Raw genomic sequence first — 21,752 nt, 5'->3', positions numbered from 1 at the left:
AGGCAGGTTCCCCATGTCATTTCGAGAACAGCTCAATGCAATCGAAGCCGAGCCGGTCGTGCGTCCGTCGGGGTTGCCCTTGGCCGATGGAGCGCTTTCATCCTTTGCTTCGGACACCTACAAGCTCCTGAAAGAGCGAATGCACCTGAAGCTGCTGGACCGCTTCGACCTGGCCGCGCTCGAAACCCTGAAGCCCGAGTTGCTGAGGCAGGAAATCTCCACCATGGTCGCGCGGCTGCTGCAGGAAGAGCCCGAGGCGCTGAACGACATCGAGCGGCGCACGCTGATACGCGACATCCAGCATGAGATGCTCGGCTTCGGGCCCATCGAGCTGTTGATGGCCGACCCGACGGTGTCGGACATCCTGATCAACTCGCACGACCAGATCTACGTCGAGCGCAAGGGTCGGCTGGAGCTGACGGACGTGAGTTTCACCGACGAGAAACACCTGCTGCGCATCATCGACAAGATCGTCTCTCTGGTGGGGCGCCGCATCGACGAATCCAGCCCCATGGTCGATGCCCGACTGCCCGACGGATCGCGCGTCAATGCCGTGATTGCGCCGGTTGCCCTGGATGGCCCGATGATGTCGATTCGCCGCTTCGCAAAGATCCCGCTGAAGATGGAAAACCTGGTGAACGATCTCAAGACGCTGACGCCGCAGATGGGGCTGATGCTCGAAGGGCTGGCCAGCTCGAAGATCAACATGCTTATCTCCGGCGGCACCGGTGCCGGCAAGACGACGCTGCTGAACATCCTCTCCGGCTTCATTCCCGCCACCGAACGCATCATCACCATCGAGGACGCCGCCGAACTCCAGCTCCAGCAGCCGCACGTCGCCCGCATGGAAACCCGGCCGATGAACATCGAGGGGAAGGGCGAGATCACGCAGCGTGCACTGGTGCGCAACGCACTGCGCATGCGGCCCGATCGCATCGTCATTGGCGAGGTGCGCGGCGCCGAGGCGGTCGACATGCTGCAGGCCATGAACACCGGCCACGAAGGATCGCTCACGACCATTCACGCCAATACGCCCAGGGATGCGCTGGCGCGGCTGGAGAACATGATCAGCATGGCCAACCTGAATCTTCCGCATCACTCCGTGCGCCAGCAGATCGCGTCGGCCATCACCGTTGTGATCCAGGTCCTGCGCATGGTTGACGGCCGGCGCAAGGTCACCAGCATCCAGGAGATCACCGGCATGGAAGGCGAGGTGGTCACGATGCAGGAGATCTTCGCGTTCCGCCAGACCGGCATGGGCCCCGACGGCCGCGTGCGCGGCTACTTCCATGCCACCGGCGTGCGGCCGAAATTCGTCGAGCGCCTGCACTCCTTCGGTGTGGTGTTGCCCGACACCATGTTCGATCCCGACAAGCACTACGAATAGGAGACCATCATGTTCCAGAACCTGGTTGGCGACACGCTCGTTACCCTGTCTGTGCTGGTCTTCGTGACGGTGCTGCTGGTGATCGAGGGTTTGTACATGCTTTGGCGTGCCTACAGAGGGCCCGGGGCACAGAAGATCGGCAAGCGGCTGCAGGCGCTGTCGGCGGCCACCGACCGCGTCGCGCAGGCGCGACTCGTGAAAGACCGCGTGCTCAGCGACGCACCGTGGATACAGCGCGTTCTGCTGAAGCTTCCGCGAGCCCACCGCCTGGATCGCTTCATTCTCCAAGCCGGTCTGGAATGGACGGTGTCCCACGTTCTGCTCGCCTGCGCGGTGTCCGGCATGCTTATTTTCCTGGCGATGGTGTGGGTTGCGAACCAGGCCGCGTGGATTGCCGTGCTGGTGGGCGCCGCCGGCGCGGCGGTGCCGCTGCTCTACCTTAACTACCGGCGCAGCCGCCGCTTGGCGCATCTCGAGAGACAGCTGCCGGACGCGCTGGACCTGGTGACGCGCGCGCTTCGCGCAGGCCATTCGTTTGCGAGCAGCGTGCAGATGATCGGCGAGGAGATGTCCGAACCCATTGCGGGCGAGTTCCGCATGGTGGCCGACGAGGTCGGCTTCGGGGTCTCGCTGCAGCAGGCGCTCACGAACATGAGTGAGCGCGTGCCGCTCACCGACCTGCGCTACTTCGTGGTTTCGGTGTTGATCCAGCGCGACTCCGGCGGCAATCTGACCGAAGTGCTCGGCAACTTGAGCCGGCTCATCCGCGACCGGCTCAAGCTGCTGGCGCGGGTACGGGTGCTGTCGGCTGAAGGGCGCCTGTCGGCCTGGATCCTGGGCCTGATGCCTTTGGCACTGGCGGCGCTCATGAACGTCTTCAACCCCGAGTTCATGTCTCCCCTGTGGACCGATCCGATCGGCATCACGGCCGTCAAGTACATGCTGGGCCTGATGGTGGTCGGCGTGCTGATCCTGCGCAAGATCGTGAAGATTCGTGTCTGAAGGAGAAATGCCATGCTATTTCCCATCCTCGTATTCGTTACCGTGTCCCTCGCCATCGGCGGATTCGCGGTGTGGATGCTGCCCACGCGCACCGAGCAGCGCCTGCGGGCGGTGGCTCCTTCATCGAGCAAGTCGGCGTGGACAGAAACTGCCGTCAAGATCGTGGGGCCCTTCGCCCAGCTGTCTTCGCCTACGGGCGACGGCGAGACGTCGCCGTTGCGCCTGCGGTTCCTGAATGCGGGCATCCGCCATCCGGATGCGAGCCTCTTTTACTTTGGCCTGAAGACGCTGCTGCCGCTTGGCTTTGCCGGCCTGGCCTTTGTGGCGATTCGCGCGGCAGGAGCGGACAACGGACTCACCACCCTGCTGTGGTTGGCGGTGGCTGCGCTGCTTGGCTGCTACTTGCCCAACATCGTGCTGCGCATGATGATCAAGAGCCGCCAACGCGAAGTTTTCGAGAACTTTCCCGACGCCGCGGACCTGATGCTGGTCTGCGTCGAGGCCGGTCTCGGGCTCGATGCCGCCCTGGTCAAGGTCACGGAGGAGATCCGCGTCAAGAGCGAGGCGCTGGCGCAGGAGCTGCATTGGACCAATCTCGAGATGCGCGCGGGGGGTACACGGGAGAAGTCGTTGCACAACCTCGCGCTGCGCACGGGCGTGGAGGAAATCGGGACCTTCGCCACCATGCTGACCCAGGCCGACCGGTTCGGCACCAGCATCGGCGAATCGCTGCGCGTGTTTTCGGACGACCTGCGTCACAAGCGCCAGGTGCGCGCGGAAGAGCTTGCCGCCAAGGTGCCCACCAAGATGCTGCTGCCGCTGGTGCTGTGCATCTTTCCGTGCATCTCGCTGGTCATCCTGACGCCAGCGGCCATCCGCGTGGTCCGCATCATCGGGCCGATGCTCAGCGGCGGACTGTGAGCCCCGGCGCCCGCGCTCAATAGGGCGCGGCGTCGAGCTGGTGCTTGATAGCGTAGATATACAGCTCCAGCCGGTTCGCCACACCAAGCTTCTGGTAGATCGCCGTGAGGTGAATGCGAAACGTGTGCTCGGTCACGAACAGCCGTGCGCAAGCGTCTTGTTCGGAGCGCCGCTACCCTCGACCACGGCACGAATGACCTGCCGTTCCTTCTGCCTCAGGCTGGCCAGCTTGGCTTCTTATGGATTCACCTTCACCGGCTTCTTGGGAGAGGTCAGCTCGGAGAACACGCGGCCCATCCTGACGCCGGCGGCAATTCGCGTGGTACGCATCGTCATGCCCATGCTCGCAGGCCAGTGAGCCGCGATCACTGAACAGGGGCGGGTGAAGCACCCGCCTTTCGCTCAGTGAGGCACCATGTCCAGCTGATGCTTGATAGCGTAGATATACAGCTCCAGCCGGTTCGCCACACCAAGCTTCTGGTAGATGGCTGTAAGGTGATTGCGGAACGTGTGCTCGGTCACGAATAGCCTTGACGCAAGCGTCTTGTTCGGAGCACCGCTGCCCTCGACCACGGCACGAATAACCTGCCGTTCCTTCTGCGTCAGGCTGGCCAGCTTGGCTTCTTCGGGATTCACCTTCACCGGCTTCTTGGGCGAAGTCAGCTCGGAGAAAACGCGGCCCATTGCCTGCGCGTCGATGCACAGCTCGCCCTTGTGGACGCGTTGGATGGCATCGAGCACCTGCTCCGCCGAAGCGTCCTTGCCCAGCACGCCCCTGGCGCCGCGCAGCACGGCGAGGTCCAGCGTTTGCTGCTTGCGCTCCGCGGTGAGGACGAGCGCGCGCGAAATGTCGTTCGACAGCAGCTTTGGAAGAATGTCGAGCGAGCATTGGCCGGCCAGGTCGAGGTCGAGCACGATGACGTCGGGCACGTAGTGCACGGTGTGTTCCAGCGCTTGCTCGAAGCAGCTTGCGGTGGCGACCACCTTCATGCGCGGCTGCTCCCCGTCGATCAGCCTCGACAGCCCCCACAGCATGGTCTGGTGGTCGTCGACCAGCATGACACCGATGGGATGATCCGTTGTGATGGGTTGCATGTTTCTTCCCCTTTTATCTTGTTCAGATGGGTATTTCGACCAGAACCGCCGTTGCGCCGCCCATGCCCTGGGTAACCTCCGCGCTTCCTCCGAGGGCTGCCGCGCGTTCGCTGATGGAGCGAGGGCGGAAGTTCGAGAAATTGGTGCCGCATGCTTCGTTTTCGATCCGGATCTGCAGCTTGCCGTCGGTGCAGCCGATGCGGATGCGGCCGTGATGGGCATGGGTGTGCTTGCAGATGTTGTTCAGCCCTTCGCGCACCAGCTGGAGCACTTCAGCCGTCATCCGGTCGTCCAGGTGGACGTCGCCGTCAACGACGATCTGGATGTCGATCCCGTAGAGCGTCTTGATACGCGCCGCCTGGCGGTGCAGATGCGGAAGGATGAACTCGCATTGGCTGTCGGCGCCGTGCTTGACGGTGCCGGCAAAGTGGCGCAGGTCGGCAACCACGCTCTCGGCCATGGCGGCCAGCTTGTCCAGGTCGTCGATCAGCGGATTGTCGGCGCCTGCTTTCTTTCGAAGCGCGCTCAGTCCCATCTTGAGTCCGATATAGGGCTGGATCGCGGTGTCGTGCAGGTCCAGCGAGAGCTTCAGGCGCTCCTTCGAGGCGGCCTCCGAGGCCATGCCGTCGAGCACTCGAATGGTCTCGATGACCGGAAAGACCTGGTCCACGAGGTGCGCAAGAAACAGCGCGTCGGACTTGCGGAACAGTCCCTCGTGTGAAGACACGTAGATCCGTCCCTCGCCCTGGCGCATTGGCAGCGGTGCAGTCATGAAGCTGCGAGCCTCCAGCATCGCGGCAACCGCAGCGCTGTGCCGCAGGCCCTGTTCGTCCTGGGGTTGCCAGCGATGCGTGCGAGGTTCGCAGGCATGTCCGTCGGCGCGCACCATGCTCATCGGCCAGGGCAGGCGGCTGCTCAGCACGATGTGCTCGGCGTCCAGTGCCATCAGCGGCGACTCGCAGACGCGTTCGATCGTCTCGACACTGACGGATTCGGCCGTATCGCTCTTTCCGACCGAGCGCAGCACCCAGCCGCTCGTATCGGTGTCGCGCATCAGCAGGATGCAGTGGCTTGCCTCGAAGAAGGCCAGGGTCTTCTCCATCGTGCTGGCGATCGTGCGGTTGACGCCGAACCGCGGATTCGACAGCCGGCTCACCTGGCTCAGCAGCGCAAGGCGCCGGCGCAACTCGACCTTCGATCCGCCCCAATGGCCGATCATGTGCCCCAGCGCCAGGAGGAACGTGGTGCGCATGAGCAGTTGGGGGGTGTCGCTCCCTGTGCCTGTTCCGAGCCCGCAGGTGGCGAACGACACCACCGCGGCCATGGTCATGCGGGCACCTTCTTCGTAGCCCCACCGGAAGGACGAAGTGAGGATGGCGAAGAAGTAGAAGAGAAAGTAGAGGCTGCCGCCGCCGCCGGTCACCAAGACCATCAACGTGAACCACAAAATGTCTAGCCAGTGGATGGCCTTGCCCTGAAAATACGGCAGGCCCGTTCGGGTGCAGACGTGAACACCGAGGCTGTAAACCACAAAGCCCGAGAAGACGAGCCAGATGGTGCTGCCGATGTCTTGTTGGTCTACTTCGCCGGCGTCAACCCCGACCGCCAGCAGCGCTGAGACCGACAGCACCAGCCGCATTCGCGCCACCATGAGCGCGTCGGCGGTCAGAGAGTCGGTCCCGGAATCCGGGTCGATGGAAGAGGCAGGCATCGCGGGTTTTCCAGTGCATCGAGCGGCTCATATCTCGCCGGCTGTCAATAGCGACGAGACGCCCATATCCCCGGGAGGGGATCTGCGGGACGTAACACCTTGGTTCACTTTTGCGCCAAAATTAATATTGTGAGGTTTTCACATTACTACTTTTGTAGTCGAAAGCAATACTTTTTGTTAATACCCTAGGTCAGTGTGTACTTTTGTTACCAACTGATGCGAAATGCGAGGGGTGGCCAGCAGTTGTATCCGCCGCTGGAAGCGGCAAAAGCAGGCAAGAAAAAGGGCTCGGAAGAATCCGAGCCCCTGAATGATGGGTGGTGGAGAGGATGAGGATCGAACTCACGACCTCCGCATTGCGAACGCGGCGCTCTCCCAGCTGAGCTACCCCCCCACACAGCCCGAATTTTAACCAGAACCCGTCTCCTGGCGCAGGGGGCCATGCCAAGATTCGCGCCTCGCAAAAGAAGGAGCAGAAACCGCATGGCCTCGTACGAACCCGCCTGGCTGGAAGGCATGTACAACAATCTCGCCCGGGTCAACGATCACCCGGCGTACTTCGCGCGCTGGGCCGGCGATTCAGCGGCTGCGCGTGAGGCGCTTCCCAGCCGGATCGATGTGCCCTACGGCCGGGGAGTGAACGAAACGCTCGACATCTTTCCCGCACCCGTGGTCGATGCGCCGGTGCTGGTCTTCATTCATGGCGGCTACTGGCGCGCCATGGACAAGCGGGACCATTCCTTCATTGCACCTGCGTTCAATGATCGCGGCGTGTGCGTGGTGATGCCCAACTATGCGTTGTGTCCCGGGACGGCGGAGCAGCCAGTGACCGTGCCGGACATCGTCATGCAGATGGTGCGCGCGCTCGAATGGACCTGGCGCAATGCCGCAAGCTTTGGTGCGGACCCCGCGCGCATCACCGTGGCAGGCCACTCGGCCGGCGGCCACATGGCGGCCGCGCTGCTCGCCTGCGACTGGAAGGCCCTGTCACCCGAGCTGCCAGCGCAGCTTGTGCGCAATGCACTGTCGATCTCCGGCCTCTACGACCTTCGGCCGTTGCAGCGCACGCCGTTTCTCGAGCATGCGCTGAAGCTCAGCGATGCGGATGCGCTGCGCGCCAGTCCGGCGCTCTGGCCCGCGCCTGCGCGCGGCCAGCTGCATGCGGTGGTGGGAGGCGACGAGAGCGAGGAATTCATTCGACAGAACGCGTCGATCCGCGAGGCCTGGGGTCGCAACGCGGTGCCGGTGTGCGAGACGCTGGACGGCCTGAACCACTTCAGCGTCGTCGATGCATTGGCCGACCCCGCCCACACGCTGCATCGGCACGCGGTGCAGCTGCTGGAAGCCTGATCCCGCCCTGCGGCGCCCGGGAGGGCGCCTACATCAGCAGGTGTTCGCCCGCGTTGTCGCCGCCCAGCGTGACGTAGTTGACCTTGCGGATGTCCATCAGCGTGCGGCCGCCCGCGTAGCTGATGGAGCTTTGCACGTCCTGCTCCATCTCGACCAGCGTGTCGGCCAGCTTGCCCTTGATGGGCTCGAGGATGCGCTTGCCCTCGACGTGCTTGTATTCGCCCTTGTTGAAGTCGCTGGCCGAGCCGTAGTACTCCTTGAAGAGCGTACCGTCGACTTCGACCGTCCGGCCCGGCGACTCCTCGTGTCCCGCGAAGAGCGAGCCGATCATCACCATCGAGGCGCCGAAGCGCACGCTCTTGGCAATGTCACCATGGTCGCGAATACCGCCGTCTGCAATGATCGGCTTGGTGGCCACGCGCGCACACCACTTGAGCGCGCTGAGCTGCCAGCCGCCGGTGCCGAAGCCGGTCTTGAGCTTGGTGATGCACACCTTGCCCGGACCGATGCCGACCTTGGTGGCGTCGGCGCCCCAGTTCTCCAGGTCGATCACGGCTTCAGGCGTGCCCACGTTGCCGGCAATCACGAAGGAAGCCGGCAGCTTCTGCTTCAGGTAGCCGATCATGTTCTTCACGCTGTCGGCGTGGCCGTGCGCAATGTCGATGGTGATGTATTCGGGCACCAGGCCTTCGGCCGCCAGCTGGTCGACGGTGTCGTAGTCGGGCTTCTTCACGCCGAGCGAAATCGAGGCGAACACGCCCTTGCCGTGCATCTCCCTGACGAATTTCACGTTGTCCAGGTCGAAGCGGTGCATCACGTAGAAGTAGCCGTTCTGCGCCAGCCAGAGGCAGATCGGCTCGTCGACCACTGTCTTCATATTGGCCGGCACCACCGGCAGGCGGAAGCTGCGTGCGCCCAGCGTCACGCTGGCGTCGCACTCCGAGCGGCTCTCCACGCGGCACTTGCGCGGCAGCAGAAGGATGTTGTCGTAATCGAAAATTTGCATGACCAGGCTCCTGGAAGGAATCGTTGAGGAAAACGAATGAGCGCTTGGTCCGGCCGGCTTTGGCGGTGCGTTTCGAAAAGAAAACGCCCACAAAAAACCGGACGCAAGAAACTTGGGCCCGGTGATTGATTTTACGCAGTCTCGCCAAGGCGGGTCTTCCGGTTCTTCATATAACCCGCATACGGGTTGGTTTCTACAATCGACGGATGTTGTTTAACGAACCTGCGGCTGACGCCACCCCCTCGGAACTGCCGCTGCTGCAGAACCTGAACCCGGAGCAGCGCGCCGCGGTCACCCTGCCTGCGGGCAATGCCCTCATCCTCGCCGGCGCCGGCTCGGGCAAGACCCGCGTGCTCACCACCCGCATCGCCTGGCTGCTGCAGACCGGCCAGGTCTCCGCCGGCGGCATCCTGGCCGTGACCTTCACCAACAAGGCCGCCAAGGAAATGATGACGCGGCTGACGGCGATGCTGCCCGTCAACGTGCGCGGCATGTGGATCGGCACCTTCCACGGCCTGTGCAACCGCCTTTTGCGCGCGCACTGGAAGCTGGCCAACCTGCCTTCCACCTTCCAGATTCTCGACACGCAAGACCAGCTTTCGGCCATCAAGCGGCTCATGAAGCAGTTCAACGTCGACGACGAGCGCTTTCCGGCCAAGCAGACGCAGTGGTTCATTGCCGGCGCCAAGGAAGACGGCCTGCGCCCCAAGGACGTCGAGATCCGCACCGAGGACGACCGGAAAAAGGTCGAGCTGTATCAGCTCTACGAGGAGCAGTGCCAGCGCGAAGGCGTGGTCGACTTTGGGGAGCTCATGCTGCGCAGCTACGAACTGCTGCGCGACAACGACCCGGTGCGCGAGCACTACCAGCGGCGCTTTCGCCACATCCTGATCGACGAGTTCCAGGACACCAACCGCCTGCAGTACGCATGGATCAAGATGCTCTCGGGGGTCACCGCGGCCGGCCAGTTCACGCCGGGCGAGAGTAGCGTGATTGCCGTGGGCGACGACGACCAGAGCATCTACGCCTTTCGCGGCGCGCGCGTGGGCAACATGGCCGACTTCGTGCGCGAGTTCGACGTGCAGCACCAGATTAAGCTGGAGCAGAACTACCGCAGCTACAGCAACATCCTCGATTCGGCCAACGAGCTCATCAGCCATAACAAGAAGCGGCTGGGCAAGAACCTGCGCACCGACCAGGGCCCGGGCGAGCCGGTGCGTGTGTACGAGTCGCCCACCGACCTGGCCGAGGCGCAGTGGATGGTCGAGGAAATGCGCCAGCTCGTGCGCGACGGCTTCGACCGCAAGGAAATGGCGGTGCTCTACCGCAGCAATGCGCAGAGCCGTGTGATCGAGACGGCGCTCTTCAATGCCTCGGTGCCGTACCGCGTGTACGGCGGCCTGCGCTTCTTCGAGCGTGCCGAAATCAAGCATGCGCTCGCCTATTTGCGCCTGCTCGAGAACAAGGACGACGACACCAGCTTTCTGCGCGTGGTCAACTTTCCGCCGCGCGGCATCGGTGCGCGCACGCTTGAGCAACTGCAGGACGCGGCGCGCACGGCCGGACGTTCGCTGCACGACGCGGTGCACGCCGTGGGCGGCAAGGCGGGCTCGAACCTCACGGCCTTCGTTGCCAAGATCGACGTCCTGCGCGAGCAGACGCAGGGCGCGAGCCTGCGCGAGATCATCGAGCTGGTGCTCGACCACAGCGGCCTTGTCGAGCACTACAAGGCTGACCGCGAAGGCGCTGACCGGATCGAGAATCTGGAAGAACTGGTGAATGCGGCCGAGAGCTTCGTCACGCAGGAAGGCTTCGGCCGCGACGCGGTGGCGCTGCCCATCGACGAGCTGCGCCAGTCGCCCGCGAGCCAGGGCATCGATCCGAGCCGGCCGCTTATCGACGAGCCGCTCGCGCCCGATGCTGAGACGGGTGAAACGCTGAGCCCGCTGGCCGCGTTCCTCACGCATGCGGCGCTCGAGTCGGGCGACAACCAGGCGCAGGCCGGGCAGGACGCGGTGCAGTTGATGACCGTTCACGCCGCCAAGGGCCTGGAGTTCGACTGCGTGTTTATCACCGGCATGGAAGAGGGTCTGTTTCCGCACGAGAACTCGATGAGCGACTTCGAAAGCCTCGAGGAAGAGCGCCGTCTGATGTACGTGGCGATCACGCGGGCTCGCAAGCGCCTGTACCTGAGCCATTCGCAAACGCGCATGCTGCACGGCCAGACCCGTTACAACGTGAAGAGCCGTTTTTTCGAAGAGCTGCCCGAAAGCGCGCTCAAGTGGCTCACGCCGAAGAACCAGGCCTTCACGCCGTCGGCCTTCGGCTACGGCGGCGGTTATGCGAGCACGCGCGGCGGCGGCGGCAGTTACAGCAGCGGCAGCGGCTACGGCGGTAACAAGGACACCTATGCAAGCCCGCCGGTGCCTCCGCAGAAAACCGCGCCCTCGCACGGCCTGCGATCGGGCATGCAGGTGTTCCACAACAAGTTCGGCGAAGGCACGGTGCTGTCGCTCGAGGGCACGGGCGACGATGCGCGCGCACAGGTCAAGTTCACGCGGCATGGCGTGAAGTGGCTCGCGCTGTCTGTGGCCAAGCTCACGCCCGTGTGAGCGCTGCCATGCCTTGGGCACATTTGCTATTAAACAAATAGCTTAGGCCGTAATAACCACGGGCGTTTCAGACGCTTCTTGAAGAAGCAATCGCCGTACACTCCTTGCTCGCCAAAAAACAAGGGGAGTTGGGATGTGGTTCCTTGGAATGATTGCCGGGCTCTTCATAGGGGCCTTGGCCGAGTCGCTTCCGGCCGCGCTGATCCTCGCGGTGGTCGGCGCGTTCGCATTGCCGAAGATCGTCGGCAAGAAAGCCCCGGCGGCCCCCGCGCGCACGGAGGCTGAGAGCGCGGCACCACCTTCCACCGCTGCGCCGGCGGGCGGCGTGCTGAAGCTGCAGCAGCGCGTCGCCGAACTCGAACAGCGCGTGAGCCTGCTTGAACAGCGGCTGGGGCAGGGTGCAGCGGGTGCGGCGATTGAGCCCATGCCTTCGCCTGTACCCGTGCTTGTGGCTGCCAAGCCGGACGTCCAGGTCCCGCAACCCCTGCCAATGCCGGTCGCGCGGCCGGCGGCGGCGGCGGCAGCGGCAGCGGCAACCGCCACGGCGCACGTTCCGGTGCCAGCCATCCAGCCGGCAGTGGCGAAGGCTGCTTCCGAGCCGGCCGCACCCGAGGTCGCCAAGCCACCCATGGCTACGCCAGCGCCGCCCCGGCGCGTGCCACCGCCACCGCCCCCTCCCGCGGTCCCGCTGCGCGACCGCCTGCCTGCGCCCATCGCGAACCTGATCTTCGGCGGCAACATGCTGGTGAAGCTTGGCGTGCTGATCCTCTTCTTGGGGCTGGCCTTCCTGTTGCGCTACACGGCCGAGCGCGTCACCGTGCCGGTCGAGCTGCGCTATGCGGCGGTCGCCCTCGTGGGCGCGGGGCTTCTGGCGCTGGGCTGGTTCCTGCGCCGCAAGCGCACCGGCTACGCGCTGATCCTGCAGGGCGCCGGCATCGGCGTCTTCTACCTGACGACGCTGGCGGCCATGAAGGTGCACGAGCTGCTGCCGCCGACTGCGGGCTTCGTTTTCCTCTTCGGCGTGGCCGCGCTGAGCGCGGTGCTGGCGGTGCTGCAGAACGCGCCGGTGCTGGCCATCGTGGCGGTGCTCGAAGGCTTTGCGGCGCCGGTGCTTGCGTCCACGGGCCAGAACCGACCGGTGGGGCTCTTCACCTACCTGCTGGTGCTCGATGTCGGCATCGTGCTGATCGCCTGGTTCAAGGCCTGGCGGGTGCTGAACCTGATCGGCTTCGTCGGCACCTTCACGCTGGCCGCGGGCTGGGCGCACAAGTACTACACCGACGACCAGTACGGCATCGTGCAGCCCTTCCTCCTGGTGTTCTTCCTGCTGTTCGTGGCCATCGGCCTGCTGTTTGCGCGCCGCACGCTGTTCGATGCACCCGTGCAGCCCGCGCAGCCGCTGGCCGCACGCGCGCTCGATACCTTGCGCCGCGCGGGCCGGGTCGACAGTTCGCTCGTGTTCGGCACGCCCATGGTCGCGTTCGGCATGCAGGTGCTGCTGATGCAGCCGTGGGAATACGGCGCCGCGTTCTCGGCCATGGCACTCGCGGCCTTCTATCTGGTGCTGGGCCGCCTGGTTTTTGCCACGCAGCCGAAGGGCCTGGCGCTGCTGGCGGAGGCCTATGCGATCGTCGGCGTGATCTTCGGCACGCTCGCCATTCCGCTCGGCTTCGAAGGCCGGTGGACGGGTGCGGCCTGGGCCGTGGAAGCGGCCGGCATGTACTGGCTGGGTGCGCGGCAGGGGCGCGTGTATGCGCGCGCCTTCTCTTTTCTGGTGTTTGCCGGTGCGGTGTGGAAGCTGCTCGAGGCCACGCAGCTCGATGCCGCCGCGGGACATCCTCTGCTGCAGGGCTCCGTGATCGGCCCGCTGCTGGTGGCGGTGAGTGCCTTTGCGATGTGGACCATTCACCGCCGCGCGAAGCTCGACGAGGGCAACGGCTGGGAAGCGCTCGTGGGCACTGCCTTGCCGTGGCTCGGCATGGGCGCGCTCACGCTGCTTCTGTGGCAGTGGTTCACGCCGCCCTGGGCAGCGGCTGCAACGGCGGTGCTGGCATCCGCCACCTTTGCCGTCGCGGTGCGCTTCGAGCTGCGGCTGCTGGCGTTCGTGACGTATGGCATGCAGGCGATGTCGGTGGCCGCGTTCATCACCACGCTGCATCGCGTCGCCGATGCCCGTGCCGGCGACGAGGTGCTTGCAACCGGCTGGCAGGGCGCGGTGGCGGCGAGCCTGATCGCGCTCAGCCTGCTCGGCAGCGCCGCCTGGTCGATGCTGCGGGCGCACCGCGCCGCACTGGCACGCGGCATCCAACCGGTGTGGTCGACGGGCAATACCGTCGCGGTGATTGCGGGCGTGAGCCTGCTGCATCTCGCGATGCTGTTCCAGGTGAGTCTTGCGCAGGCTGCGCTGCTGTGGCCGCTCACGGCCACGGTCGTGCTTTGGGTGGCGCTGCGCATGGCGCACAAGCCGCTCGCGGCGCTGGCCGGCGTACTGCAGGTCATTTCGGCGCTGCTCTACGTCTTTGGCCAGATCTGGATCTATTACGGCAACAACCCGCCGCCGGCTTTCGCGCACCTGGGTTTCTGGACGCCGGTGGTGCTGGGTCTCGCGGCCCTGCTGGCCGGCGGCTGGATGAGCGACGAGGCATGGCGACGCGCCACCGAAGGCACCAGCGCGGCCAAGCGCACACGCTGGATCAATGACTGGTGCGCCAATCCCGCCGTACTGTGGGCGCCGGTGATCTGGGGCTTGGCGTGGTGGCTCTTCGGCTGGCTGGACGAATCCGGCGAGGTGCTGCGCCGCAACGGGTCGGCCGGGCATGTGGCCGCGGCCGCCATGGCGATCGTGCTTGTGACCTCCGTTCTTTCGGCGGTCGTGGCGCACCGGCGCGGCTGGCCGCAGCTGGGCCGGGCCACCCTGGCCACTTTGCCGGGCCTGGTGCTGATTGCCGCCCATGGCGCCGCGTTGGCCGCGCCGGGGGTGTACGTTCCATCGAGCGCTCTGGGCTGGATCGCCTGGCCGCTCGCGCTGCTCTGGCACCTGCGGCTTTTGCATGCGCAGAAGCGCTGGCTGGCTCCGTCGGCACTGGCGCCCTTGCATGTGGCAGGCTTCTGGTTCTTTGTGCTGCTGGCCGCGCGCGAATGCCAATGGCAGCTAGGGCGCGTGGGCGCGGAATGGTCGAGCTGGCAACTGCTGGGCTGGGCCATCGTGCCGGCGCTCGCGCTGTGGATGCTGCGTTCGCGCGCGCTGCTGCAGCGTTGGCCGATGTCCGAGTACCGGGCCGCGTACCTCGAGATCGCGGCCATGCCGGTGGCGGCCTACCTGCTGGCGTGGGTCTGGGTCACCAATGCCACGAGCCCGGGGAACGCATCGCCGCTGCCTTACGTGCCGCTGCTGAACCCGCTGGAGCTTGCGCAATGGCTGGTGCTCTTCGCGCTGGTGCTCTGGTGGCGTGCCTTGCCACAGGGCTCGTTCGCGCGCGTGCAGCCCATGGTTGCGAAGGGCGTGCTCGGCCTCACCGGCCTGGCGCTGCTGACCGGCATGGTGCTGCGCAGCTGCCATCACTATGCGGGTGTCGAATGGCGTTTCGACGCGCTCTACGCCTCGTGGCTCACGCAGGCGGCGCTCTCCATCACCTGGGCCATTTGCGGCGTGGTTGCGATGGTCCTCGGCCATGCACGCGGGGTGCGCACGCTGTGGGTCGGCGGCGCCGCGCTGCTCGGCGTTGTGGTGCTGAAATTGTTCTTCGTCGAATTGGCGGACCGAGGCGGGTTGTTCCGCATCGTGTCGTTCATTGCGGTGGGCGCATTGCTGCTGTTGGTGGGCTATTTCGCCCCGGTGCCGCCAACGCGGAAGGAAATGGAGAAAGATGTGTTGCCCGAAGGAGGTGTCGCGTGAAGCAGGGTGTGAAGGCATTGCGCCGCACGGTGTGCGTTCGTCTGGCCGCGGTTGTGGCTGTGGGCTGGCTGGGTGTGGCCGGGGCGCAGCGCCCGACCACCGCGACGGCTCCCATCGCCTTGCAAGGCAACGGCCCCTACTACCGGCTCGCGCTGCCGCTCGGCATCTACGCCCATGCTGCATACGGCGACCTGCGCGATCTGCGTGTGCGCAATGCCGCCGGTAACGCCGTGCCCTACGCATGGCTGCGCAACGAGGCCGCTGAGCCGCAATTCACGTCCAAGGAGGTGCCGATCTTCGCGCTGCCCGCGACTGCTTCGGGCACCGCCGACTCGGCTGAAGACGCATCGCTGGGCTTCAGAGTGCGGCCCGACGGTTCGCTGGCACTGGCCCGCAACCCGGCGCGCAAGCCGGCGGAAGCGGCGCAGTGGCTGATCGATGCGAGCCAGCTCAAGGGTGGCCTGCTACAGGCGCGCTTCGACGTGGCGCCCGCGGCGCGCGGCCTGTTCGCCTTCAGGCTCGAAGCCAGCGACGACCTGCGGCATTGGCGGCCGGTTGGCGGCGAAGAGCAACTGGTGCGGCTGGCACACGGCGGCCAAACCATCGAGCGCCTCGCGGTCGACCTCGGCGGTGTGCATGCGCGCTTCCTGCGCCTGCGCTGGAGCGATCCGCAAAACGGCGCACCGCTGACCGGTGTTGCGATCGACAGCGTACAAGAGGTCGAGCCCGTGGCACCGCTCCAATGGACGAGCGCGCTCAAGCCCGAGCGTTGCGGCACCGACCATTGCGACTACGCGCTGCCGCGCGGCCTTCCGGTGGAAAGCCTGCGCGTCGACCTGGCCGACGTCAACACGCTGGCGCAGGTCGGTGTTTCAGGCCTGTTCACCGCTACGCCGGCGGCCGCCGAGCCGGTATTTGTTCCACGCAATCCGCTATATGCGCTGCGGCACCAGCAACGCCGGCCAGCGCCCGCTGCAAGCAGCCCCGGTGAAGTGCCGCTGCTCGACACGGTGGTGTACCGCCTTGCGCAAGGGGCTGGCGAGGCGCGTTCGCCGTTGCTGGCGCTCGATGGCAGGAGCTACTCGCATTTGCGGCTGCGCACGGCGGGGCCGGTGAGCGTGCTGGGCCCCACGCCGCCGACGATTGCGGTAGGCGCCACGCCGCGCACGCTGGTGCTCCTGGCCCAGGGCGCCGCGCCGTTTTCGCTGAGCTGGAATACGGCGCCCGAAAAGCAGGTGGTGCAAGGCGGCGCTCCGGGCGCCGCCTTGCCGCTGGCCACGCTGTTGCCGGGCTATTCGCCCAGCAAGCCCGTGACGGCCGGCGAAGCCTCCGTCACGCTGCCGCCGGCGCCGGTGGCCGCTGTCGAAGCGGTGGTGGCCGCAGCCGCGCAATTGCCCGTTCCAGTGCAACCCGACCCCTTCCGCAAGTGGTGGCTGTGGGGCGCGTTGGGTGTGGGCCTGCTGTTGCTGGCCGGCATGGCTTGGTCGCTTTTCGCGAGCCTTCGCAAGGACCGGGCGCTGGCCGACTGACCCGTCGGCCGCGGCGCCTTCAGTTCGGATCGAAGCTGTCGCGGAAGGTGAACCAGGTCGAGCTCATCGACATGGCCGCGAGCACCAGCGCCATGCCGACGATCAGCACGTTGCCGATGGCCGCCGCGCCGGCACCGCCGCCTACCGCGCCAAAGCCGATCACCACGGTGGCGATCAGGCCGATGCCGATGCCGGCGATGAGGAACACGCCCAGCCACGCTAGGCCGAACAGCGCATAGGCGCCAAAGTTGCGAAACAGCGCGACCACGCTGAAGAACACGCTCTTCACCGGTTCCACGCGGTGCCAGTGCACGAGCGCGGGTGCATGCCACATGGCGAGCGAGAGCGGCAGGTTCAGGCACATCAGGAGCATGCGTGCCACCTGGAAGTCGCTGCTCGCCATCACCTCGGGCGTGAGCGCTTCGTCGAGCAGGTAGGCCTTGGCAAGCTGGCCGCCGTCGACGAACGTGGTCAGCAGCACGGCCACCACGAAGTACAGCGCGGAGATCACGCCGAGCTTGACCAGTGAACGCCACTCGGCCCGCATGGCGCCGGCCACGGCGATGAACATGGCGGAGCCGGTGGGGCGCTGCGTGTGCCCTTCGGTGCCGATGCCCTCGGCGTTGTCGGTGTACGCCACCGAAGTGGCCACCATCAGGCCCAACGTCATGAAGGGCAGCAGCACCGGCGCCAGCACGCTGCCGACGAGCGGCAGCAGCGACACCGTCGAGATCAGCGCCATCAGCAGGAAGAACAGCGAGATGAAGGCGAGCGGCTGGCGCCAGAAAGTCTTGAGCCCGAGGCGGACCCATTCGGCGCCGGTTCGCGCCGGCACGAGGTGGAGTTTCATTTTTTGAGGATCAGGCGGCCAGCGGTTCGAGCGACTGCGCCATGGCGTGCGGATGGGCGGCGCGCTCGCGCAGCACGCGCTCGAAGTGCGCCGGGTCGTGCGGCTTCAGCATGCTGGCTTCGCGCGGCAGGTGAAAGTCCCAGAGCCGCGAGATCCAGAAGCGCAGCGCCGCGGCGCGCAGCATGGCGGGCAGCAGGGCGCGCTCGGCCGCGTTGAGCGGGCGAACGGTTTCATAGGCCGCCAGCAGCGCGTCGGCGCGTTCGGCGTCGTGCTGTCCGGTCGGGAGGTCGATGGCCCAGTCGTTCAGGCACACGGCCAAGTCGAACAGCCATGTGTCGGTGCCGGCAAAGTAGAAGTCGAAAACGCCGGTCAGGCGCGGTGCCACGCCGGCGTTTTCGCCGGTGGCGAACATCACGTTGTCGCGGAACATGTCGGCGTGCACGGGCCCGCGCGGCAGCGCCGCGTAGGCCGACGACTCGGCCACGTGGTTCTGGTAGGCGAGTTCGGCGCGCAGCAACCCCGCTTGCGATTCATCGACGTAGGGCAGCACTACCGGGACGGTGTCGTTCCACCAGGCCAGGCCGCGCAGGTTCGGCTGGATGCGCGGAAAGTCGCGCGCAGCGATGTGCATGCGCGCCAGCAGGGCGCCCAGTTCGGTGCAATGCGCGGCACGTGGTGCGAGTTCGCTCCGGCCCGAGAGCCGCTGCACCAGCGCCGCCGGCTTGCCCGCCACCTTGAGCAGCAGTTCGCACGGGGCGTTCGCGGGGATCGTCAGCGCGTGCCCCGACGGCGGCTGGATGGCCGGATCGGCGACGGGCTCCGGCACCGGCAGGCCGCCGCCCGCCAAGTGCTTCATGAGACAAAGGTAGTAAGGAAGCTGCTCGGCGCCCAGGCGCTCGAACAGCGTCAGCACGAACTCACCGCTCTCGGTGGTCGCAAAGTAGTTGGTGTTCTCGATGCCACCCTCGATGCCGCGAAGCTCGCGCAGAGGGCCCAGGCCCAGGCGCTGCACGAGCGCGTCGGCCTCGCCGAAATCGACTTCGGTAAAAACTGCCATGGCGGTGCTCAGCGTGTCGCTGCGGATTGAATGCGCGGCACGGTCAGAACTTCATCACGTTCCAGACCCGGGCGCCGTTGCCGTTCGAGTTCGCTTCGCCCGAACCCGTTCGCGCGCCTGGGTCGTTCGGCCGCACCTCGTAGCCCGGCACGTTGGCCTTGGGCTTCACGTTGATGCTTTGCGTGCGGCCTCCGTAGCGCACCTCGTCGACCGAGGCGCCGCTGTCTTCCGTGTGAATGTGCTCGACCTTCTGGTTGCGACGGCCGTCGGCCTGCTCCTGATTTTGTAGCGGCTCGGGCGACCCGGAGGCGCCAGCGGGTGCGGGCTGCGCCTGGACGGCGGCAAAAGGGACGGCAAAGGCCAGCGCCAGCAGGATGCGGCGGGCGACCAGGAGTGTGGGGCTAGGCATGCAACGATTGTAGGCTCGGGCCCGCCTCCGGCGTGTCGGCGGGCGGCGCTTGCCGCCGTGGTTCGGGAGCTCGGTCCGGGCACGGCAAAATGGCCCGATGACCGACAAGAAAACGCTGCTGCTCGTCGATGGCTCGAGCTATCTTTACCGCGCCTTCCATGCCATGCCCGACCTGCGGGCCGTGCCCGGCGATCCGAAAAGCCCCGCGACCGGCGCCATCCGCGGCATGATCAACATGATGACCGCGCTGCGCCGCGAGGTCCGCGCCGATTACGCGGCCTGCATCTTCGATGCGCCCGGCAAGACCTTCCGCGACGACCTGTATCCCGAATACAAGGCCAACCGCTCCCCCATGCCCGACGATCTGCGCAGCCAGATCGAACCCATCCACGAGGTGGTGAAGCTCATGGGTTGGCCGGTGCTCTGCGTGCCCGACATCGAGGCCGACGACGTGATCGGTACGCTCGCCCGGACGGCGGCGCGGCAGGGCGTCGAGGTCATCGTGTCCAGCGGCGACAAGGACCTGAGCCAACTGGTGGACGAGCACATCACCATCATCGACACGATGAACGGCAAGAGGCGCGATGTGGCCGGGGTCACGGCGGAATTCGGCGTGCCGCCCAATTTGATGATCGACTACCAGACGCTGGTCGGCGATGCGGTCGACAACGTGCCCGGCGTCGAGAAGGTCGGCCCGAAGACTGCTGCCAAGTGGCTGCTCGAATACGGTTCGCTCGACGCGCTGATAGAACGCGCCGCCGAGGTCAAAGGCCAGGCCGGCGAGAACCTGCGCAAGGCACTCGACAAGCTGCCCTTGAGCAAGAACCTCGTCACCATCCGCACCGATTGCGACCTGGCCGGGCACGTCACGGGCCTCCCGTCGCTCGAAGGCTTGCCAGTGGGCGCGCCGCAAACTGCCGAGCTCAAGCCCTTCTACGAGAGGTTCGGCTTCAAGAGCCTGGTCAAGTCGCTCGAAGCACTGGAAGTGCCGCCCGAGCTGATCGAGGAAAACAACAAGAAGCAGATGGCCCGCGGCGCCGCGGCAAGCAGCGACCAGGGCGGGTTGTTCGACGAATCGGCGGACCTCGGCGCGATGGAGGCGGCATCGCCCGCGAGCAACCTGAAGTACGAGACCATCACGAGCTGGGAGCAGTTGGACGCCTGGCTCGCCAAGCTCGAGGCCGCCGAGCTGGCCGCCATCGATACCGAGACCACCTCGCTCGACGAAATGGTCGCGCGCATCGTCGGCCTGAGCTTCAGCGTCGAGCCCGGCGAGGCAGCCTACGTGCCGCTCGCGCACAACTATCCCGACGCGCCCGCGCAGCTGCCCATCGACGAAGTGTTGGCCAAGCTCAAGCCCTGGCTCGAAAACCCTCAGAAGAAAAAGCTCGGCCAGCACATCAAGTACGACCGCCACGTGCTCGCCAACCACGGCATCGAGGTGCAGGGCTATGCGCACGACACCATGCTGCAGAGCTACGTGCTCGAGGCGCACCGGCCGCACGGCCTCGCGAGCCTGGCCGAACGCCACCTGGGCCGCAGCGGCATCTCGTACGAAGACCTGTGCGGCAAGGGCGCGCACCAGATCCCGTTCAGCCAGGTCGACATTGCCAAGGCCGCCGAGTATTCATGCGAGGACAGCGACCAGACGCTCGACGTTCACCTGGCGCTGTGGCCGCAGATCGAGCGCGACGAAAAGCTGCGCTTCATCTACCAGCTCGAGATGGATTCGAGCGAGGCGCTCTACCGCGTCGAGCGCAATGGTGTGCTGATCGACGCGCCCACGCTCGCGGCGCAAAGCCACGAGCTTGGCACGCGCATCATGGCGCTCGAGCAGGAGGCCTACGAGATCGCGGGCCAGCCGTTCAACCTGGGTTCGCCCAAGCAGATCGGCGAGATCTTCTTCACCAAGCTGGGCCTGCCGGTGGTCAAGAAAACGCCGAGCGGCGCACCCAGCACGGACGAAGAAGTGCTCGAGAAACTGGCCGAAGACTATCCGTTGCCGGCCAAGATCCTCGAGCACCGCGGCTTGTCCAAGCTCAAGGGCACCTACACCGACAAGCTCGGCCAGCTGGCCAATCCGCGCACTGGCCGCGTCCACACGCACTATGCGCAGGCGGTGGCGGTCACGGGGCGCCTGTCGAGCAACGATCCCAACCTGCAGAACATTCCGATCCGCACGCCCGAAGGCCGCCGCGTGCGCGAAGCCTTCATTGCGCCGGCCGGCAGCGTGATTGCCAGCGCCGACTACTCGCAGATCGAGCTGCGCATCATGGCCCACATCAGCGGCGACGAGTCGCTGCTGCGCGCGTTCCGCGAAGGCATCGACGTGCACCGCGCCACCGCGGCGGAAGTGTTCGGCTCCACGCCCGACCAGGTGTCGAGCGAGCAGCGCCGCTACGCAAAGGTGATCAACTTCGGGCTCATCTACGGCATGAGCAGCTTCGGGCTTGCGCGCAACCTGGGGATCGAGACCAAGGCCGCGGCCTCCTACATCGAACGCTACTTCGCGCGCTACCCGGGCGTGAAGGCATACATGGACGAGACCAAGGCGCTGGCAAAAGAAAAGGGCTATGTCGAGACCGTGTTCGGACGGCGCCTGTACCTGCCCGAGATCAACTCGCCCAATGGCCCGCGCCGCGGCGGTGCCGAGCGCGCGGCCATCAACGCGCCGATGCAAGGCACGGCCGCCGACCTGATCAAGCTGAGCATGATTAAGGTACAGAACGTGCTTGACGACGAGAAACGCGCCACCAGGATGATCATGCAGGTGCACGATGAACTGGTGTTCGAAGTGCCTGACACCGAGGTCGAGTGGGTGCGCACCGAAATTCCGCGCCTGATGGCCAGCGTGGCCGAACTCAAGGTGCCGCTGCTCGCTGAGATCGGCATCGGTCCCAACTGGGACAAGGCGCACTGACCCCCCGT

At 65.9% G+C, this 21,752-nt stretch carries 16 protein-coding genes and 1 tRNA gene; 9 read left to right on the top strand and 8 right to left on the bottom strand.

All coding sequences use genetic code 11. The annotated features are described in order from the left end of the window. Positions 1-13: 13 nt before the first annotated feature. From BLR24_RS15915 to BLR24_RS15905, 3 genes are read left to right on the top strand one after another with little or no spacing between them, the layout of a single operon-like run. On the top strand, positions 14-1,387 hold the full coding sequence (locus tag BLR24_RS15915) for a TadA family conjugal transfer-associated ATPase (protein WP_093018532.1): 1,374 nt from the start codon (positions 14-16) through the stop codon (positions 1,385-1,387). Between the two features lie 9 nt (positions 1,388-1,396). Further along, on the top strand, positions 1,397-2,389 hold the full coding sequence (locus tag BLR24_RS15910; protein WP_093018530.1) for a type II secretion system F family protein: 993 nt from the start codon (positions 1,397-1,399) through the stop codon (positions 2,387-2,389). A 12-nt stretch (positions 2,390-2,401) separates the two neighbouring features. Next, complete coding sequence (locus tag BLR24_RS15905) at positions 2,402-3,310, top strand: type II secretion system F family protein (protein WP_093018528.1); 909 nt, start codon at positions 2,402-2,404, stop codon at positions 3,308-3,310. A gap of 16 nt (positions 3,311-3,326) precedes the next feature. Here the strand turns inward: BLR24_RS15905 and BLR24_RS31060 are convergent, their stop codons facing one another. Continuing rightward, on the bottom strand, positions 3,327-3,446 hold the full coding sequence (locus BLR24_RS31060; RefSeq protein WP_254787336.1) for a helix-turn-helix domain-containing protein: 120 nt from the start codon (positions 3,444-3,446) through the stop codon (positions 3,327-3,329). Positions 3,447-3,503: 57 nt separating this feature from the next. Between BLR24_RS31060 and BLR24_RS31055 the strand changes: the two genes are divergently transcribed. Next, the gene (locus tag BLR24_RS31055; protein WP_254787334.1) at positions 3,504-3,668 is read left to right on the top strand and encodes a hypothetical protein; all 165 of its coding nucleotides are present in this window, start codon (positions 3,504-3,506) and stop codon (positions 3,666-3,668) included. 44 nt (positions 3,669-3,712) lie between these two features. Here the strand turns inward: BLR24_RS31055 and BLR24_RS15895 are convergent, their stop codons facing one another. The 3 genes from BLR24_RS15895 to BLR24_RS15885 all read right to left on the bottom strand — a co-directional run bounded on the left by BLR24_RS15895 (position 3,713) and on the right by BLR24_RS15885 (position 6,510). After that, a complete protein-coding gene (locus BLR24_RS15895; RefSeq protein WP_093018526.1) occupies positions 3,713-4,405 on the bottom strand; it encodes a LuxR C-terminal-related transcriptional regulator in 693 nt (230 codons plus the stop codon). Between the two features lie 22 nt (positions 4,406-4,427). Then, the gene (locus BLR24_RS15890) at positions 4,428-6,116 is read right to left on the bottom strand and encodes a sensor histidine kinase (RefSeq protein WP_093018524.1); all 1,689 of its coding nucleotides are present in this window, start codon (positions 6,114-6,116) and stop codon (positions 4,428-4,430) included. Between the two features lie 318 nt (positions 6,117-6,434). Beyond that, positions 6,435-6,510, bottom strand: a tRNA-Ala gene (locus BLR24_RS15885). 89 nt (positions 6,511-6,599) lie between these two features. Here BLR24_RS15885 and BLR24_RS15880 point away from each other — a divergent pair. Next, a complete protein-coding gene (locus BLR24_RS15880) occupies positions 6,600-7,466 on the top strand; it encodes an alpha/beta hydrolase (protein WP_093018522.1) in 867 nt (288 codons plus the stop codon). Between the two features lie 28 nt (positions 7,467-7,494). On the opposite strand, the gene BLR24_RS15875 is transcribed toward BLR24_RS15880, so the two are convergent. Then, positions 7,495-8,472: a GMP reductase gene (locus BLR24_RS15875; protein ID WP_055799393.1), complete on the bottom strand. Its 978-nt coding sequence runs from the start codon at positions 8,470-8,472 to the stop codon at positions 7,495-7,497. A gap of 206 nt (positions 8,473-8,678) precedes the next feature. Here BLR24_RS15875 and BLR24_RS15870 point away from each other — a divergent pair, with 206 nt between their 5' ends. From BLR24_RS15870 to BLR24_RS15860, 3 genes are all read left to right on the top strand, one after another. Beyond that, positions 8,679-11,084 carry a UvrD-helicase domain-containing protein gene (locus BLR24_RS15870; protein WP_093018520.1) on the top strand — a complete coding sequence of 802 codons (2,406 nt, stop codon included), beginning with the start codon at positions 8,679-8,681 and terminating at the stop codon, positions 11,082-11,084. Between the two features lie 133 nt (positions 11,085-11,217). After that, positions 11,218-14,979 (top strand): DUF2339 domain-containing protein, encoded by a 3,762-nt coding sequence (locus BLR24_RS15865; protein ID WP_093018518.1) that lies wholly within the window; start codon positions 11,218-11,220, stop codon positions 14,977-14,979. Next, the gene (locus BLR24_RS15860; protein WP_093018516.1) at positions 14,976-16,508 is read left to right on the top strand and encodes a DUF3999 domain-containing protein; all 1,533 of its coding nucleotides are present in this window, start codon (positions 14,976-14,978) and stop codon (positions 16,506-16,508) included. Before BLR24_RS15865 ends, BLR24_RS15860 begins: the two co-directional genes overlap by 4 nt. A gap of 19 nt (positions 16,509-16,527) precedes the next feature. Here BLR24_RS15860 and BLR24_RS15855 read toward each other — a convergent pair whose 3' ends face one another. Genes BLR24_RS15855 through BLR24_RS15845 form a run of 3 tightly spaced genes read right to left on the bottom strand, consistent with a single transcriptional unit; the run spans position 16,528 to position 18,824 of the window. Continuing rightward, complete coding sequence (locus BLR24_RS15855; protein ID WP_093018514.1) at positions 16,528-17,358, bottom strand: BPSS1780 family membrane protein; 831 nt, start codon at positions 17,356-17,358, stop codon at positions 16,528-16,530. 10 nt (positions 17,359-17,368) lie between these two features. Further along, positions 17,369-18,415, bottom strand: coding sequence for a homoserine kinase (locus BLR24_RS15850; protein WP_093018512.1), 1,047 nt, complete (start codon positions 18,413-18,415; stop codon positions 17,369-17,371). Positions 18,416-18,458: 43 nt separating this feature from the next. Beyond that, entirely contained in the window at positions 18,459-18,824 is a 366-nt protein-coding gene (locus tag BLR24_RS15845; RefSeq protein ID WP_093018510.1) for a hypothetical protein, read from the bottom strand. 97 nt (positions 18,825-18,921) lie between these two features. Between BLR24_RS15845 and polA the strand changes: the two genes are divergently transcribed. Beyond that, a complete protein-coding gene (gene polA, locus BLR24_RS15840; RefSeq protein WP_093018508.1) occupies positions 18,922-21,744 on the top strand; it encodes a DNA polymerase I in 2,823 nt (940 codons plus the stop codon). The last annotated feature ends 8 nt before the right edge of the window (positions 21,745-21,752 follow it).

It is taken from the genome of Variovorax sp. OV700 (genome assembly GCF_900099805.1).
In the GTDB taxonomy this organism is placed as follows: Bacteria; Pseudomonadota; Gammaproteobacteria; order Burkholderiales; family Burkholderiaceae_C; genus Variovorax.
This window is presented reverse-complemented; position numbering and strand designations above follow the sequence as displayed.